Source organism: Streptomyces sp. NPDC005202, from assembly GCF_040608235.1.
Classification (GTDB): domain Bacteria; phylum Actinomycetota; class Actinomycetes; order Streptomycetales; family Streptomycetaceae; genus Streptomyces.
Genome location: NZ_JBEXHW010000009.1, coordinates 144607 through 161214, shown reverse-complemented (window position 1 = coordinate 161214; position 16608 = coordinate 144607). Strand labels below are relative to the sequence as shown.

Below are 16608 nucleotides of genomic sequence, written 5' to 3'. Positions count from 1 at the left end.
TGTCATCACAGGCGCCGCCCCACGACACGGGCGAAGCCCAGCGCGCGGCCTTCGTCTGCGCGCAGCATCGCTGCCGACTCGCGGGCCATGCCCGCCATGACCTCGCTCGGGCTCTCCTCGGCGCACACCTCGCTCCACAGCAGCCAGTCCCGCCAGCCGTCCGGCTGCCAGTCGGCGGCCTCGACCGCCACGGCCCCGCTGCGCGTCCAGTGGCGCCGCCACCAGGCAGGGGAGTGGAACGCCCAGAAGTCGGGGTCCCAGTACAGCTTGAGGTGCTCCGGCGGCTCGACGCCTTCCGGCTCCTCGCGCAGCGCCGGTACGACGACGCCGATCCGCTCGCCGTGCTTCAGCAACCGCGTCAGGGTGGGCAGGTACAGGTCGTTGGTGTCGAAGTACTGGTATGCGTCGATGGAGACGATCGCATCGAAGGTGCCCTCGCCGAACGGCAGGTCGTGCGCCTCGGCGTACACCGGCAGCACCCGGTCGGCGACGCCCGCCTCGGCGACGCGGCGGGGGTTCTCGTCGGGCTTGATCCACAGGTCGGCCGCGGTGACCCGGAGGTCGTACTCCCTGGCCAGGAAGACGGAGGTCAGCGCCCGGCCGCAGCCCAGGTCGAGGACCCGTGCACCGGAGGGCAGGGAGTCCAGTCCCAGAGCTGGGGCCAGCCACTCCAGCAGCCACAGCGGGTGCGGGCCCATCTGGTTGTCGACGATCCAGCGGACGTCGTAGCGGTTGCTGTGCGGGTAACGGGCGTGGGTCAGGCGGCTAGTGAGGTCGTCGGTCGAAGTCCTCGAGGTGAAGTCGGACATCGGTGAACGGGCTCCTTGGGTCCTTGGGGAACGAAAGGGGCGCGTAGGAGCTCGGTCGGACCTTCAAACAATGCACCTGCCCTGGTCGGCGGCGAGGAGCCGAGGACGGTGGTCGCGCGGAGGCTAACAAGCGCCGCCTGCCACCCGCACGCGGTTTTCCTCAGCCGGAGGCGCTACGCTCGCCCGCCATGAGTGGACGCGCCGATTCCCAAACGCACCCCGAGACAGCCGAACTGGAGGACGTCGAGGCTGCCGGCGTAGAGGACGAGGAAGACGTCGAGGACCCGGCCGGGGAGGCGCGCCGGGCCCGTTGGGCGGCGGCCGGGGCCGGGGCCTTGCTGACGCTCGCCGGCCTCGCCGCGTCGCTGCTGCGCCTGACCGGCTCGGCCCCGGCCCTCGTCCCCGCCGCCTACGCCCTCGGCGCCGCTGTCTGCGCGCTCGCGGCCTTCCTGGGTTCCCGGGGCCGCACCCGGCGGGCGCTGTGGCTGCTGATCGCCGGGGTGATGGTGATGGCGCTCGGGGACCAGTCCGACTGAGCAACCGTTCCTAAAGACTGAGCGGGAGTGAGTCCTGTTGCCAGGACTCATGCTCAGCCGAACGCCCCGAACGGTGTTGGGCGTTCTGGTTCCCTGCGTTCGCTCCGCATCCGGCGTCGACGGATCGTGTCCATGGTCCGGGAATGCGGGGGCGGGTTCCCTCACGCCCAGGGACCTCCCATCGGGCCTGGGCGGTCCGATGCCCCGCACGATCGCTCTGGTCGTGTGGGGGCGGTGCCGTCCGTCGCCGGATGGGGTGTCCCTGGGCGCGCCTTCCGATCGCCACGGCGGCCGCGTCGTGGCGGGTGGTTTCTGATCCTCGTCTCGGTGGCCGTCCTCGATCAGTCGTTGATCGACGACGAGTAGCCGGGGCCGTGCGCGGCCTCGCGAAAGGGAGAGCGATGTTCAACGCGTTCGAGGAACTGTTCGCACCAGGCCGCAAGCACACCCGCGACGAGCAGAACCGGCTGGAGCTGACCCGGGAGGACGTCGGGGACAACGACCCCGGCAGGGGCCCGATAGACCTCGCGTCCGGGAAGGTGGTGGTGCGGCTGTCCGGGCCGGACGAAGAGGAGTCCGCCGAGGAGTGAGAACCGGGCGGTTCACTTCACTTCACTTCACCTCCAGCTCCAGGATGCGGTCGTCGCCCTTCTTCGGTGTGCCCCGGCCGTCCGTGTTGCTGGTGACCAGCCAGAGTTTGCCGCCGCCCGCCGAGACCACCGTGCGCAGGCGGCCGTACGCCCCGCTCAGGAAGGCCTGCGGGGCCGCCGAGGCTTCCGTGCCCTTCAACGGGATGCGCCACAGGCGCCGCCCCTTCAGGCCCGCCATCCAGACGGAGCCCTCGGCGTAGGCGATGCCGCTGGGGGAGGCCTCTTCGGTGTGCCACTGGGCGATCGGGTTGTGGTACTTCGGGTTGCCGGATGTGCCCTCGGCGTCCGGCCAGCCGTAGTCGTCGCCCGGCTTGATCGCGTTCAGCTCGTCCCAGGTGTCCTGCCCGAACTCCGAGGCGAACAGGCGCTGTCTGTCGTCCCAGGCCAGCCCCTGCACATTGCGGTGGCCGTACGAGTACACCGGGGAGTGCGGGAACGGGTTGCCCGGGGCCGGTTCGCCCTCGGGGGTCAGACGCAGGATCTTGCCGCCGAGCGACTCCTTGTCCTGGGCCAGGCCCCGCTCACCGCTCTCGCCCGTGCCCGCGTACAGCATTTTGTCGGGGCCGAAGGCGATCCGGCCGCCGTTGTGGATGATGCCCTTGGGGATGCCCTTGAAGATCGTGTCGGGTGCGCCCAACTGCTCCCCGGACGGCTTCTTCTCGGCGTACAGCATGCGGACGATGCGGTTGTCCGAGGCCGAGGTGAAGTACGCGTAGATCATGTGGTCCGAGGCGTAGTCGGGGGAGAGCGCGATGCCGAGGAGGCCGCCCTCGCCGGCCGGTGACACCCCGGACACCCTGCCGAGCTCGGTCTTCTTCCCCGTCCTGTCGTCGACCCGCGTGATCGTGCCCTGGTCGCGGGAGGAGACGAGGAGATCGCCGTCGGGCAGGGGAGCCAGGCCCCAAGGTGTGTTCAGGCCCTCCGCGACCGTGCGCAGCACCTTCACCGAGCCCTTGGCGGGCGGCGCGGTCTCGCCGGCCGCACGCCCGGTGGGCGAGGAACCCGCGGCCGTTCGGCTCGGCGAGGCGCTGTCACCGCCGCCCGACGAGCCGCCTCCGCCGTCGGAGGAGCAGCCGGCCGTCAGCAGCACCGCGGTAGCGGCCAACACGGCCGTCACAGCTCGACGTTGCACGATCATGTCCCTTCGACGCGGCGGGTCCTACTTGTCTTACACCGCCCGCACCTTCCAGGTTCCCGATCACCGCGATCCGATGCACCGGCCCGAGCCCGTCACGGACTCCGCACCGCCCACCCGTCAGTCCCAGGCCTCCCACCCGTCAGTCCCACGACCCCTGCGCCGCCGGAAGCCGAGCCACCTCCGCCAGGTCCTCCGGGGTCAGTCGCAGGTCCGCCGCACCCGCGTTCTCCGTGACCCAGCGCTCCTGCTTGGTGCCCGGTACCGGGATGACGTGGCGGCCCTGGGCAAGGACCCACGCCAGGGCGACCTGGGCCGGGGTGACGTCCTCGCCGTGGCGTCGGGCCACGCGGCGCAGGCCGGCGACGATCGGCTGGTTCGCGGCCATCATCTCGGCGGTGAAGCGGGGGTGGCGGGCGCGCACGTCGTCCGGTTCAAAGCCCTCGCCGGGGGTCAGCGTGCCGGTCAGGAAACCGTTGCCGAGCGGCATCGCGGCCAGGAAGCCGACCCCGCGAGCCTCGCACCACGGCAGCAGCGCCTCCAGCGCCTCCGTCGACCACACCGACAGCTCGGCCTGCACCGCGCTCACCGGGAAGACCTGCTGCACCCGCTCCAGTTGCCGGATCGTCCCGTCGTGCAGCCGCGCCCCGGACCGGCGCCCGCCGCGGGCACCCACGGCGCACAGACCCAACGCCCTCACCTTTCCGGCCCGCACGAGCTCCGCCATCGCCCCCCAGGTCTCCTCGATCGGGACCTCGGGGTCGGCGCGGTGCAGCTGGTAGAGGTCGATCACGTCCGTCTGCAAACGCCTGAGCGACGCGTCGCAGGCCCGCTTCACATAGCCGGGGCGGCCGTTGGCCACGATGTGCTGCTCGCCCACCAGAAGGCCGACCTTCGTCGACACGAAGGCGTCCTCGCGCCGCTCCTTCAACGCCCGCCCCACCAGCAGCTCGTTGGTGAACGGGCCGTACATGTCGGCCGTGTCCAGGAGCGTCGAGCCCACGTCCAGCGCCCGGTGCACCGCCCTGAGGGACTCCTCGCCCCGCTGCCGCGACGCACTGTACGCCCAGCTCATCGGCATGCACCCGAGTCCGACGGCCCCCACCGCGAGTGCCGCCGCGCCGATCGTCCTGCGCTCCACCTGGCCGTAACCCTCCCTCTCCTGGGGCCCACCAACCTAACCTCTGCGTCCGCGCGCCCCTGACATAGCCTCCTGACCATGACTGCTGACGTGTGGCTGCCCATCCCGCCGGACGAGATCGAAGGGCTCCCCGAGGGGCCCGCCTACCGCTTCTGGGACGGCGCCGAGGAGTTCCCCGCGGACCCCGCCGACTGCGTCTTCTACGTCGTCCCCTACATGAAGCCCAGCGAGGTCGGCGTACGCCCGCTGCCCCGCATGAGCTCGGTGCGGGTCGTGCAGACGCTGTCCGCCGGCACCGACCACGTGGAGCCGGGCCTGGAGCACCTGCCCCCGGGGGTGCAGCTCTGCAACGCGCGCGGGGTGCACGAGGCGAGCACGGGCGAGCTCACCCTCGCCCTGATCCTCGCCTCGCTTCGCGGCATCCCCGACTTGGTACGGGCCCAGGACCGGGAGGAGTGGCTGGGAGGTTTCCGTCCGGCGCTGGCCGACAAGAACGTCCTCATCGTGGGGTACGGCTCCATCGGCGCCGCCATCGAGGACCGGCTCGCACCGTTCGAGGTTGCGCGGGTGGCGCGCGTGGCGCGCTCCGAGCGCACCACGGCGCGCGGTCCGGTGCATCCGCTCACCGATCTGCCCTCCCTGCTTCCGGAAGCCGATGTCGTCGTCCTGTCCACGCCCTTGACAGAGGCCACGCGCGGCCTTGTGGGAGCCGACTTCCTCGCGCGGATGAAGGACGGCGCGCTCCTCGTGAATGTCGCCCGCGGTCCCGTCGTCGACACCAAGGCGCTGCTGGCCGAGCTGGAAAGGGGCCGCATCATCGCCGCCCTCGACGTCACCGACCCCGAACCGCTGCCCCCGGGACACCCCTTGTGGCACGCGCCGGGCGTGCTGATCAGCCCCCATGTCGGCGGGCCCACGTCCGCGTTCCTGCCGCGCGCCAAGCGGCTGCTGGTGGACCAGTTGCGCCGCTTCGTGAACCGGGAGCCGCTCGCCAACGTGATCCTTACGACGGGCACGACCGGCCCGTAATCCGCTTCGGGTACCCTCCGCAACCCTTCGGACGCGGTCCGTACCCGGCTCCCCGCTGATCGTCACGGAGCGTAGAGAACCTATGTCCCTGAGTGACGAGACTGGTGTATCGTCCCGACAGGGGCTGCGCCGCGCACCATTCGGCGCCGGGATGGACATTTCAGACTTGTGAGGGGGGCGACGGGCGATGCACGGCCTATGGACGAACGATCCGACGCGGCGGAGCCGTCGGCGGCGACCCTGGCGCACGGCCGCGCGCAGACGCGGCCATCACAGCTGTCACGGGGGCCATCACAGCCCACACCACCGTAGGCACAGCGGCCGCAGGAGGCATGCGCACCCAGCGCACCCAGCGCACCGGGACCCGCGGGACCCGGCAGCGCGGACCGGGAGGGTCCGGTGAGCCCGCCCCCGCCCGCCACGACCACCCTGGACGGAGTGCTGCGGGCGGAGCCGTCGTCGGGAGCGCTGCCGCCCCGCCGGTCCGCCACCGGCGGCAGGCTGAGCCTGGCCCCCCAACTGGTCCTGGTGCTGGTGTGCGCGGGATACGGCGTCGGCTCCGCGTTCGGCTGGGGTTCCAGCGAGGTCGCTCTGATCATGGGTGACTTCGGGCTGAGCGCCGCGGCCGGCACCGCCGCCGTGTCCTGCGCCCTGTACGCCCGCAGCCACCGTGTCCGCTTTCGACCCGCGTGGCTGCTGTTCGCCCTCTCCTCGGCGATGGCGTCCCTCGGCAACGCAATCTGGGGGTGGTACGAGGTCGTCCTCGACGCGCCCGTGCCCAGCCCCAGTTGCGCCGACCTGTTCTTCCTGTGTTTCGCGCCGCCCGCGATCGTCGGCCTGTTGGTGCTCGCCAAACGGCCGGTGACCAAGGCGGGTTGGGTGTGCCTGGCGCTGGACGCCTGGCTGATCGGGGGATCGCTGCTCACGCTGTCGTGGAGCCTCGCGCTCGCCCAGGCGGCCAAGTTCGACGGGCCGAGCGTGGCGCACACCGCGCTCTCCCTGGCGTACCCGCTGCTGGACATCGCCCTGGTCAGCATGGTGCTCGCGCTGCACTTCCGGCGCTCGTCGGTCAACCGCACCGCCGTGAACACCGCGATCGGCGCGCTCGCCCTGACCGTGATGTGCGACGCGCTGTTCACCTCGCCGCTGCTGCACAACAGCTACCACTCCGGTCAGCTGCTGGACGCGGGCTGGTTCGCGGGCTCGCTGCTCCTGGCGTACGCCCCCTGGGCCGCACCCCGGTCCGGGCAGGAGGCGGCCGCCGAACGGCACGACATGGACCGGCACCAGGCGGACGGGCACGCGCGCGTCATGGACCGGCAACAGGCGGACGGGCACGCGCGCGTCATGGACCGGCAACAGGCGGACGGGCACGCGTGCGTCATGGACCGGCAACAGGCGGACGGGCACGCGCCCGTCGCCGACGGGCACACGCGCGTGAAGCGGGAGCACGTGCCCGGACAACGCCGGACCATGCGCAGCCTGTACGTCCACCCGCCCGCGCAGGGAGGTGATCAGATCCGATATCCGGTCAGCCGGCCCATCGCCGGCTCCCTCGCCGCCCTCACGCCGTACCTCGCCGCCGCCGTGTGCACGCTGGGGATCCTCTACAACGTGCTCAACGGACACAGCGTCGACCGCGTGGTGCTGATCACCGCGGGCGCCGTTGTGCTCGCCCTCGTCGTCCGCCAGGGCATCATGCTGCTCGACAACATCACCCTCACCCAGGAGCTGGCCCAGAAGGAGAACCACTTCCGCTCCCTGGTGCAGGGCTCCAGCGACGTCATCATGATCGCCGCGCCCAACGGCATACTCCGGTACGTCTCCCCGGCCGCCGCCGGGGTGTACGGGCGGCCCGCGGAGGAGCTGGTGGGCGCCGAACTGGCCAGTCTCATCCATCCGGAGGACCTGGGCTGCGTGGTGCACGAGGTGCGCCGCTTCCTGGCCGCCAGCCCGCTCGAGGAACCCACTACACGCATCGAGTGCCGCTTCCGGTCCGGTGAGGGCGGCTGGCTCAACGTCGAGTCGACCATCAACCGCCACCACGGCGGCCTCATCTTCAACAGCCGGGACGTGACCGAGAGAGTGCGCCTGCAGGCACAGCTGCAGCACAACGCCGAGCACGACCCGCTCACCGACCTGCCCAACCGCGCGCTGTTCACCAAGCGCGTGCAGCAGGTGCTGTCCGGCCGCCGCTCCACCGACCGCGGCACGGCCGTGCTCTTCATCGACCTGGACGGCTTCAAGGCCGTCAACGACACGATCGGGCACCAGGCCGGGGACGAGCTGCTCGTCCAGGCCGCCCGCAGACTCCAGGAGGCGGTCCGGCACGGGGACACCGCCTCCCGGCTCGGCGGCGACGAGTTCGCGGCCCTCATCGTCGGGGACGGCACCCGCGACCGCACCGCCCGCGAAGGGCACATCCTGGAGCTCGCCGACCGCCTCAGGGTCACGCTGTCGCAGCCGTACCTCATCGACGGCAACGATGTCCGGGTCGCCGCGTCCATCGGCGTCGCCTTCGCCGAACCGGGCCTCGGGGCGGGGGAGTTGCTGCGCAACGCCGACCTCGCCATGTACCGCGCCAAGGCGGCCGGCAAGGGCCGCGTGGAGCTGTACAAGCCGCAGATGCAGCAGGACGTCGTCCGCAAGGCGGAGCTGGCCACACGGCTGCGGGCCGCCCTGCACGACGGCGAGTTCACGCTGCTGCACCAGCCGGTGGTGTGCCTGGACAACGGCCGGATCACCTCGGTCGCCGCCCAGGCGCGCTGGCGCTCCTCGCAAGGGGTGCTCTCCACGCCCGCCGAGTTCCTGCGGGTGGCCGAGGACAGTGACAAGACCGCCGAACTGGGCCGGTGGATGCTGGAAGAGGCGGTCGAGCAGGCCGCCGAGCGTGCCGCGACCGGCCTGCCCGTGCCCGTGGTGGTCCGGATGGGCGCCCGCCGGCTGCTGGACCGGTCGCTGCCGCCCGGCTCGGTCGAGGCCATGCTGACCCGGCACGGGCTGCCGCCCGGGTCCCTGCTGATCGAGCTGTCCGACACCGACCCGCGGGTCTCGCTGGACGAGCTGGAGCGGCGTCTGACCGCCCTCAGACGGCTCGGCGTCCGGATCGCGCTCGACGACTTCGGCAGCGGCTACGCGGCCATCACGGCGCTCAGGCGGCTCCCCGTCGACGTGCTGAAGCTCGACCGCAGCCTGGTCGAGGGCGTCGTCGAGTCCGCGCGGCTGCACAAGATCACCAGCGGTCTGCTGCGCATCGCCACCGACCTCGGGCTGCAGTCCGTGGCCGACGGCGTGGACCTGCCGGAGCAGGTCGTCGCCCTGCGCGCGATGGGCTGCACCCACGGGCAGGGCATGGCGTTCTCCGGTCCGCTGGACGAGTACCGGCTGCGCCAGGCGCTCACCTCCGGCCACTACCCGGTGCCGCACGGACCGGCCGAACCGGCGTTCGCCGGGGGTGGTGCGGGGGCGTACACCGGTGGTGTGACGGCCGTCCTCGGAGGCGGTACGGCCCTCCGCTCACATAATGAGACTCCCGTCCCACCCGCTTGACAGTGGGTGCGTGCCGGGGGGAGGGTCAGTGCCATGCGCACCCGAATTCTCGTACTTGGACAGCGCGTCGGCTGAGCTGGGACCCACCGGAGGACGATCCGGAATTCCCAGCGACCTCACCGGCGCGCTCCCCTCGCTTGCCCTACGGCACGAGGGGTTTTTTGTTGCACAGGCACCTGTCGCACAGCAGTCGCACCCCGCACAAACCTCGCAAAAACCCTCAGCATCGAGAAGAGAATGCCGATGACCGAGCAGGCCACCGGGGCCCATCACCCGCAGCCGCGGCCCCGATCCGGAGGACACCAGTCCGCGCCCGAGCACGTCACGGGTGCGCAGTCCCTCATCCGCTCTCTCGAGGAGGTCGGCGCCGACACGGTATTCGGCATTCCCGGCGGTGCGATCCTTCCCGCGTACGACCCGCTGATGGACTCCACCAAGGTGCGCCACGTCCTGGTCCGGCACGAGCAGGGCGCCGGTCACGCGGCCACCGGGTACGCGCAGGCCACCGGCAAGGTCGGCGTCTGCATGGCGACGTCCGGCCCCGGCGCCACCAACCTGGTCACCCCGATCGCCGACGCCCACATGGATTCCGTGCCGCTGGTCGCGATCACCGGCCAGGTCGCCTCCAAGGCGATCGGCACGGACGCCTTCCAGGAGGCGGACATCGTCGGCATCACCATGCCGATCACCAAGCACAACTTCCTGGTCACCAAGGCCGAGGACATCCCCCGGGTGATCGCTCAGGCGTTCCACATCGCCTCCACCGGCCGCCCGGGCCCGGTCCTGGTGGACATCGCCAAGGACGCGCTGCAGGCGAAGACCACCTTCTCGTGGCCGCCGGTGATGGACCTGCCCGGTTACCGGCCCGTCACCAAGCCGCACGCCAAGCAGATCCGCGAGGCGGCGAAGCTCATCACCTCCGCCAGGCGGCCCGTTCTCTACGTCGGCGGCGGCGTCCTCAAGGCCCGCGCCACCGCCGAGCTGAAGGTCCTCGCGGAACTCACCGGAGCGCCCGTCACCACCACCCTGATGGCGCTCGGCGCATTCCCCGACAGCCACCCGCTGCACGTGGGAATGCCGGGCATGCACGGTTCGGTCACCGCCGTCACCGCGCTGCAGAAGGCCGATCTGATCGTCGCCCTCGGAGCCCGCTTCGACGACCGCGTCACCGGCAAGCTGGACAGCTTCGCGCCGCACGCCAAGATCGTCCACGCCGACATCGACCCGGCCGAGATCGGCAAGAACCGCGTCGCCGACGTGCCGATCGTCGGCGACGCCCGCGAGGTCATCGCCGACCTGATCCAGGCCGTACAGAAGGAGCACAGCGAGGGCCACAAGGGCGACTACAGCGCCTGGTGGAAGGACCTCAACCGCTGGCGCGAGACCTACCCGCTCGGTTACGACCAGCCCGAGGACGGCTCCCTGTCCCCGCAGCAGGTCATCGAGCGTATCGGGCAGCTCGCGCCGGAGGGCACGATCTTCGCGGCGGGCGTCGGCCAGCACCAGATGTGGGCCGCGCACTTCATCCAGTACGACAAGCCCGCCACCTGGCTGAACTCCGGCGGCGCCGGAACCATGGGCTACGCCGTCCCGGCGGCGATGGGCGCCAAGGCCGGACAGCCGGACCGGACCGTCTGGGCGATCGACGGCGACGGCTGCTTCCAGATGACCAACCAGGAGCTCACCACCTGCGCCCTGAACAACATCCCGATCAAGGTCGCCATCATCAACAACGGCGCCCTCGGGATGGTCCGCCAGTGGCAGACCCTCTTCTACAACCAGCGGTACTCCAACACCGTCCTGCACTCCGGCCCCGAGGCGGACGGCAAGCAGCCGAGCAGCGGCACCCGCGTCCCCGACTTCGTGAAGCTGTCGGAGGCCATGGGCTGCTACGCCATCCGCTGCGAGTCCCCGGAGGACCTCGACAAGGTCATCGAGGAGGCGAACTCCATCAACGACCGCCCGGTCGTCGTCGACTTCATCGTCCACGAGGACGCGATGGTGTGGCCGATGGTCGCCGCCGGCACCTCCAACGACGAGATCATGGCCGCCCGGGACGTCCGCCCCGACTTCGGCGACAACGAAGACGACTGAGCGAGGAAGAGCAACCAGACATGTCCAAGCACACGCTCTCCGTCCTGGTGGAGAACACGCCGGGCATCCTCGCCCGGATCGCCGCCCTGTTCTCCCGCCGCGGCTTCAACATCGACTCGCTCGCGGTCGGCGTCACCGAGCACCCCGACATCTCCCGCATCACCATCGTGGTGAACGTCGAGGACCTGCCGCTGGAGCAGGTGACCAAGCAGCTCAACAAGCTCGTCAACGTGCTGAAGATCGTCGAGCTGGAGCCGTCGCAGGCCGTGCAGCGCGAACTCGTTCTGGTGAAGGTGCGCGCCGACAACGAGACGCGCTCCCAGATCGTCGAGATCGTCCAGCTGTTCCGCGCCAAGACCGTCGACGTCTCCCCGGAGGCCGTCACCATCGAGGCCACCGGCAGCAACGACAAGCTGTCGGCCATGCTCAAGATGCTGGAGCCGTTCGGCATCAAGGAGCTGGTCCAGTCCGGCACGATCGCGATCGGCCGCGGCGCGCGTTCGATCACGGACCGTTCCCTGCGCGCCCTCGACCGGTCCGCGTAGTAACTCGTAGAAGATTCACTCACGACCGGATACGGGCGGCCGGTCGGCCGCCCGTATACCGAGACCCCGAAACTTCCCTTCCCCTCACCGGCATACGGTGGGACGCAACACCTGCACACCAAGGAGAGAACCCAAAGTGGCCGAGCTGTTCTACGACGCTGACGCCGACCTGTCCATCATCCAGGGCCGCAAGGTCGCGGTCATCGGCTACGGCAGCCAGGGCCACGCCCACGCCCTGTCGCTGCGCGACTCGGGTGTCGACGTCCGGGTCGGCCTGCACGAGGGCTCCAAGTCCAAGGCCAAGGCCGAGGAGCAGGGCCTGCGCGTCGTGACCCCGTCGGAGGCCGCCGCCGAGGCCGACGTCATCATGATCCTGGTGCCGGACCCGATCCAGGCCCAGGTCTACGAGGAGTCCATCGCCCCGAACCTGAAGGACGGCGACGCGCTGTTCTTCGGCCACGGCTTCAACATCCGCTTCGGCTTCATCAAGCCCCCGGCCGGCGTGGACGTCTGCATGGTCGCCCCGAAGGGCCCGGGCCACCTGGTGCGCCGCCAGTACGAGGAGGGCCGCGGCGTTCCCTGCATCGCCGCCGTCGAGCAGGACGCCTCCGGTAACGCGTTCGCGCTGGCGCTGTCGTACGCCAAGGGCATCGGCGGCACCCGCGCCGGCGTCATCAAGACGACCTTCACCGAGGAGACCGAGACCGACCTGTTCGGCGAGCAGGCCGTGCTGTGCGGTGGCACCTCCGCCCTGGTGAAGGCCGGCTTCGAGACTCTGGTCGAGGCGGGCTACCAGCCGGAGATCGCCTACTTCGAGTGCCTGCACGAGCTGAAGCTGATCGTCGACCTCATGTACGAGGGCGGCCTGGAGAAGATGCGCTGGTCGATCTCCGAGACCGCCGAGTGGGGCGACTACGTCACCGGCCCGCGCATCATCACCGACGCCACCAAGGCCGAGATGAAGAAGGTCCTCGCCGAGATCCAGGACGGCTCCTTCGCCCGGAACTGGATGGACGAGTACCACGGCGGTCTGAAGAAGTACAACGAGTACAAGCAGCAGGACTCCGAGCACCTGCTGGAGACCACCGGCAAGGAGCTGCGCAAGCTCATGAGCTGGGTGAACGAGGAGGCGTAAGCCCCACGGCCGAGGGGTCGGAGCGGGTGCTCCGGCCCCTTTCGGCGAACCCGGGGTAATGTCGGTTGTCTCAGGGGATTCACTGCGTTGTCCACCCCGGCCAGCCACGGACGGGTGATCCTTCCGCAGCGGCGTAATACGACGCAGGCGGCGCCACTACACTGCTGCACTAACAAACGCGTCAGGCCCACAGCGTCGTGCGTCTTCCACGCGGCTAGCCCCCCTCCTCCGCCTGCGGCCGTCGGGACGGCCGTCCGCATGCATTGGACTTGTGAGGACTCACGTGAGCTCGAAACCTGTCGTACTCATCGCTGAAGAGCTGTCGCCCGCGACCGTCGACGCGCTCGGCCCGGACTTCGAGATCCGGCACTGCAACGGCGCTGACCGAGCCGAACTGCTCCCCGCCATCGCCGACGTGGACGCGATCCTGATCCGCTCGGCCACCAAGGTCGACGCCGAGGCGATCGCCGCCGCGCGCAAGCTCAAGGTCGTCGCGCGAGCCGGCGTCGGCCTGGACAACGTCGACGTCTCGGCCGCCACCAAGGCCGGCGTGATGGTCGTCAACGCCCCCACCTCCAACATCGTGACCGCCGCCGAGCTGGCCTGCGGTCTGATCCTCTCCACCGCCCGCAACATCCCGCAGGCCAACACCGCGCTGAAGAACGGCGAGTGGAAGCGCAGCAAGTACACGGGCGTCGAGCTCGCCGAAAAGACCCTCGGTGTCGTGGGCCTCGGCCGCATCGGCGCCCTGGTCGCCCAGCGCATGTCCGCCTTCGGCATGAAGATCGTCGCCTACGACCCCTACGTGCAGCCCGCGCGGGCCGCGCAGATGGGCGTCAAGGTGCTGTCGCTGGACGAGCTGCTTGAGGTCTCGGACTTCATCACCGTCCACCTGCCCAAGACCCCCGAGACGATCGGCCTGATCGGCGACGAGGCGCTGCGCAAGGTCAAGCCGAGCGTGCGGGTCGTCAACGCTGCGCGCGGCGGCATCGTCGACGAGGAGGCGCTGTACTCGGCGCTGAAGGAGGGCCGTGTCGCGGGCGCGGGCCTGGACGTGTACGCCAAGGAGCCGTGCACGGACTCGCCGCTGTTCGAGTTCGACCAGGTCGTCTGCACCCCGCACCTCGGCGCGTCGACGGACGAGGCGCAGGAGAAGGCGGGCATCGCGGTCGCCAAGTCCGTCCGCCTCGCCCTCGCCGGTGAGCTGGTGCCGGACGCGGTGAACGTCCAGGGCGGTGTCATCGCCGAGGACGTCAAGCCGGGTCTGCCGCTCGCCGAGCGCCTCGGCCGCATCTTCACCGCGCTCGCGGGCGAGGTCGCGGTCCGCCTCGACGTCGAGGTGTACGGCGAGATCACCCAGCACGACGTGAAGGTGCTGGAGCTGTCGGCGCTCAAGGGCGTCTTCGAGGACGTCGTCGACGAGACGGTGTCGTACGTCAACGCGCCGCTGTTCGCCCAGGAGCGGGGCGTGGAGGTGCGCCTGACCACCAGCTCCGAGTCGGCCGACCACCGCAACGTCGTCACTGTGCGCGGCACGCTCGCGGGCGGCGAGGAGGTGTCGGTCTCCGGCACGCTGGCCGGCCCGAAGCACGTCCAGAAGATCGTGGCGGTCGGCGACTACGACGTCGACCTCGCCCTCGCCGACCACATGGTCGTCCTGCGCTACGAGGACCGTCCGGGTGTCGTCGGCACGGTCGGCCGCATCATCGGCGAGGCGGGCATCAACATCGCCGGCATGCAGGTGTCGCGGGCGGCGGTCGGCGGGGAGGCGCTGGCGGTGCTGACGGTCGACGACACGGTGCCCCCCAACGTGCTGGCCGAGGTTGCGGCGGAGATCGGGGCGACGTCGGCTCGGTCCGTGAACCTGGTCTGAGGTTGCCGACCCTGGGGGCGGCTTGCTGGGCTCCCTGGGGGCTCCGCCCCGGACCCCCGTTCGCACTGAACGGGCTCGTCCTCGAACGCCGGACGGCTGACAAGTCAGCCCGTCCGGCGTTTGCTTTGCACGTGCGGTGAGTGCCCTCAGGCCACAGCCTCCTCCGCCTCCGCCACCGGTGCCTGCCGTACGTGGATCCGGCGCAGGGTCGTCGTCGCCGCGATCGCCGAGAGGGCCAGGAGCGTCGCGCCGACGATCGCCGCGCCCTGCATTCCGCTGGTGAAGGCCTCCCTTGCCGCCGTTGCCAGGGTCTCACCCGCACGCCCCGGAAGCTGCCCGGCGACGGCGAGGGCGCCGCTCAGGGTTTCGCGGGCCTCGGCCGGGGCCGCGGACGGGATCTCTCGGCGACCGACGCCGACCAGCTCACCGAGGGGCTGCGCCGGGTGATCGAGGGCGTCAACCGGACCTGACCCGCCCGTCCCGCGCCCCTGCCGTGCTTCTCGCGAGGCGAAGCGTCCTCAACTCGTTCTCGGGTTCGGCCAGGTGACGGAGCGTGCGATCAGGGATGGCATCGCGGCCGTGGGGATGTGCCGGGCGTCGGCGGCGGACCGGCACGCGACCGCGCGGCCTAGAGCCGCGCCGCCTTCAGAGCCATGTGCAGCAGCAGGCGGTCCTCGCCGTCGTCCAGATCGAGGCCCGTCAGCTGCTCCACCCGGGACAGGCGGTAGTAGAGGGTCTGGCGGTGGATGCCCAGCTCGGCAGCGGTCCGGCCGGCCTGCCCGGCGCAGTCGAGGTAGACCTCGGCGGTGCGGGCGAGTTCGTGGTGGGCGGGGGAGAGGAGGGCGCGCACGGCTGGGTCGTGGGCGGTCTCCGGGGGCAGCGCCGTGAGCAGGCGGAACGGGCCGATCGACGCCCACTCCGCGATCGGCCCCAGCCGCGGCTCCGCCAGCGCGGCCCGCGCCGCCGCCGATGCCTCGGCCCAGGCGGTGCCCACCTCCGCGAGTCCGATCCGCGCGGCGGCGATCCCGGCGGCGGCCCTCGTCCCGTGGGCGGCCCCGGCCTCGCCGGCAACCCCGCCCGCTGCCGCAGGCCCGCCTCGGCCTCCGGCCCCACCGCCAGCTCCGCCGAGGGCTCCTGCTCCGGGCACCGCTCCCGTCCCGGGCACCGCTCCTGCTCCGGGCACCGCTCCTGTCCCGGGCACCGCTCCCGTCCCGGGCACCGCCCCCGCCCGGGCCCGTTCCAGCAACCGGGCCGCCGCCGATACCGCCGGGGCCAGCGTGTCCGTCGAGCGCAGCCGGACCAGCAGGGCGAGGCACTGGGCGGTCGTGCCCCAGGGCACGGTGCACAAGGCCGTCGCGCCCGGCAAGGTGCGGAACGACGGGGCGTCGTCGGGCTCGGCCGAGGGCCACGGGGCCACGCACACCACCGTGTGGGGGCCGTCCGCGCGGGCGCCCAGGGCCGTGCGCAGCTCCGCCACCGCCATGTCCCGCGGCCAGCCGCGCTCGGCGGTCAGCACCGCCCGCAGCTCCCGGGTGAGGTCGGCGCCGTGCTGCGCCTCGTCCGCGAGCAACGCGCCGATCCGCCCGGTCACCCGCATGGCGGACGCCAGCTGCTGCTCGGTGGGCCCGGGATCGTTCTCCAGGAGCCAGACGTATCCGAGGACGACACCCCGATGGCGTACGGGGAGGCAGATCCGTCCCCGGTACACGCCCGCCTCCGGGGTCGGCGGGATCCGGACGGGGCCCGTGGCGCGGGTGATGCCGAACCCCTCGAACCACTTGCGGACCGCCGCCGTGGAACGGCGGGTGAGGATCGAGCGGGTGCGCACCGGGTCCAGGGCCGACGGATCGAGGTCGCACTCGCTGTCGTAGGCACCGAAGGCGATCAGCTCGAAGTTCCGGTTCTCCAGGGTCGCGGGCGCGCCGAGCAGCTCCGAGATCTCGTCGACCAGCTCCTGGTAGTCACCCTTGTAATCCGCCGCCACTCGGGCATTCTCCCGCATTTTCGCAGCGCCCTCATACACCTGTCTGAGATCCCAGGCACGGATGCGTGACAGCTGTCGATGGCCGACGATCGGTGAAATCCTTAACTTTCACGGTGGTTCTCCGTGCC

12 protein-coding genes and 2 pseudogenes are annotated in these 16608 nt (G+C 71.1%); 8 read left to right on the top strand and 6 right to left on the bottom strand.

Annotation, left to right across the window (positions count from 1 at the left end; genetic code table 11):
• Nucleotides 1-5: 5 nt before the first annotated feature.
• The gene (locus ABZV31_RS16845) at nucleotides 6-809 is read right to left on the bottom strand and encodes a methyltransferase domain-containing protein (protein ID WP_355893956.1); all 804 of its coding nucleotides are present in this window, start codon (nucleotides 807-809) and stop codon (nucleotides 6-8) included.
• 188 nt (nucleotides 810-997) lie between these two features.
• Here ABZV31_RS16845 and ABZV31_RS16840 point away from each other — a divergent pair, with 188 nt between their 5' ends.
• Nucleotides 998-1345 carry a hypothetical protein gene (locus ABZV31_RS16840; protein ID WP_355893954.1) on the top strand — a complete coding sequence of 116 codons (348 nt, stop codon included), beginning with the start codon at nucleotides 998-1000 and terminating at the stop codon, nucleotides 1343-1345.
• A 10-nt stretch (nucleotides 1346-1355) separates the two neighbouring features.
• Here ABZV31_RS16840 and ABZV31_RS16835 read toward each other — a convergent pair.
• Nucleotides 1356-1658 (bottom strand): annotated as a pseudogene (locus tag ABZV31_RS16835) (IS200/IS605 family accessory protein TnpB-related protein); the annotation flags it as partial.
• Between the two features lie 88 nt (nucleotides 1659-1746).
• Here ABZV31_RS16835 and ABZV31_RS16830 point away from each other — a divergent pair.
• Entirely contained in the window at nucleotides 1747-1935 is a 189-nt protein-coding gene (locus ABZV31_RS16830) for a DUF6191 domain-containing protein (RefSeq protein WP_355893951.1), read from the top strand.
• Between the two features lie 22 nt (nucleotides 1936-1957).
• On the opposite strand, the gene ABZV31_RS16825 is transcribed toward ABZV31_RS16830, so the two are convergent.
• Both ABZV31_RS16825 and ABZV31_RS16820 read right to left on the bottom strand, forming a co-directional pair.
• A complete protein-coding gene (locus tag ABZV31_RS16825) occupies nucleotides 1958-3133 on the bottom strand; it encodes a PQQ-dependent sugar dehydrogenase (protein WP_355893948.1) in 1176 nt (391 codons plus the stop codon).
• Nucleotides 3134-3272: 139 nt separating this feature from the next.
• Nucleotides 3273-4271: an aldo/keto reductase gene (locus ABZV31_RS16820; protein ID WP_355893946.1), complete on the bottom strand. Its 999-nt coding sequence runs from the start codon at nucleotides 4269-4271 to the stop codon at nucleotides 3273-3275.
• A 78-nt stretch (nucleotides 4272-4349) separates the two neighbouring features.
• Here ABZV31_RS16820 and ABZV31_RS16815 point away from each other — a divergent pair, with 78 nt between their 5' ends.
• From ABZV31_RS16815 to serA, 6 genes are all read left to right on the top strand, one after another.
• Entirely contained in the window at nucleotides 4350-5300 is a 951-nt protein-coding gene (locus ABZV31_RS16815; RefSeq protein WP_355893943.1) for a 2-hydroxyacid dehydrogenase, read from the top strand.
• A 399-nt stretch (nucleotides 5301-5699) separates the two neighbouring features.
• The gene (locus ABZV31_RS16810; protein WP_355893940.1) at nucleotides 5700-8849 is read left to right on the top strand and encodes an EAL domain-containing protein; all 3150 of its coding nucleotides are present in this window, start codon (nucleotides 5700-5702) and stop codon (nucleotides 8847-8849) included.
• A 237-nt stretch (nucleotides 8850-9086) separates the two neighbouring features.
• The gene (locus ABZV31_RS16805; protein WP_355893937.1) at nucleotides 9087-10943 is read left to right on the top strand and encodes an acetolactate synthase large subunit; all 1857 of its coding nucleotides are present in this window, start codon (nucleotides 9087-9089) and stop codon (nucleotides 10941-10943) included.
• Nucleotides 10944-10963: 20 nt separating this feature from the next.
• Nucleotides 10964-11488 carry an acetolactate synthase small subunit gene (gene ilvN, locus ABZV31_RS16800; RefSeq protein WP_355893934.1) on the top strand — a complete coding sequence of 175 codons (525 nt, stop codon included), beginning with the start codon at nucleotides 10964-10966 and terminating at the stop codon, nucleotides 11486-11488.
• A gap of 136 nt (nucleotides 11489-11624) precedes the next feature.
• Nucleotides 11625-12623 (top strand): ketol-acid reductoisomerase, encoded by a 999-nt coding sequence (ilvC, locus tag ABZV31_RS16795; RefSeq protein ID WP_355893933.1) that lies wholly within the window; start codon nucleotides 11625-11627, stop codon nucleotides 12621-12623.
• A 283-nt stretch (nucleotides 12624-12906) separates the two neighbouring features.
• Nucleotides 12907-14496 carry a phosphoglycerate dehydrogenase gene (gene serA / locus ABZV31_RS16790; protein WP_355893930.1) on the top strand — a complete coding sequence of 530 codons (1590 nt, stop codon included), beginning with the start codon at nucleotides 12907-12909 and terminating at the stop codon, nucleotides 14494-14496.
• 146 nt (nucleotides 14497-14642) lie between these two features.
• Here the strand turns inward: serA and ABZV31_RS16785 are convergent.
• Nucleotides 14643-14897 (bottom strand): annotated as a pseudogene (locus ABZV31_RS16785) (MFS transporter); the annotation flags it as partial.
• 227 nt (nucleotides 14898-15124) lie between these two features.
• On the bottom strand, nucleotides 15125-16480 hold the full coding sequence (locus ABZV31_RS16780; RefSeq protein ID WP_355893929.1) for a helix-turn-helix domain-containing protein: 1356 nt from the start codon (nucleotides 16478-16480) through the stop codon (nucleotides 15125-15127).
• Nucleotides 16481-16608: the final 128 nt, after the last annotated feature.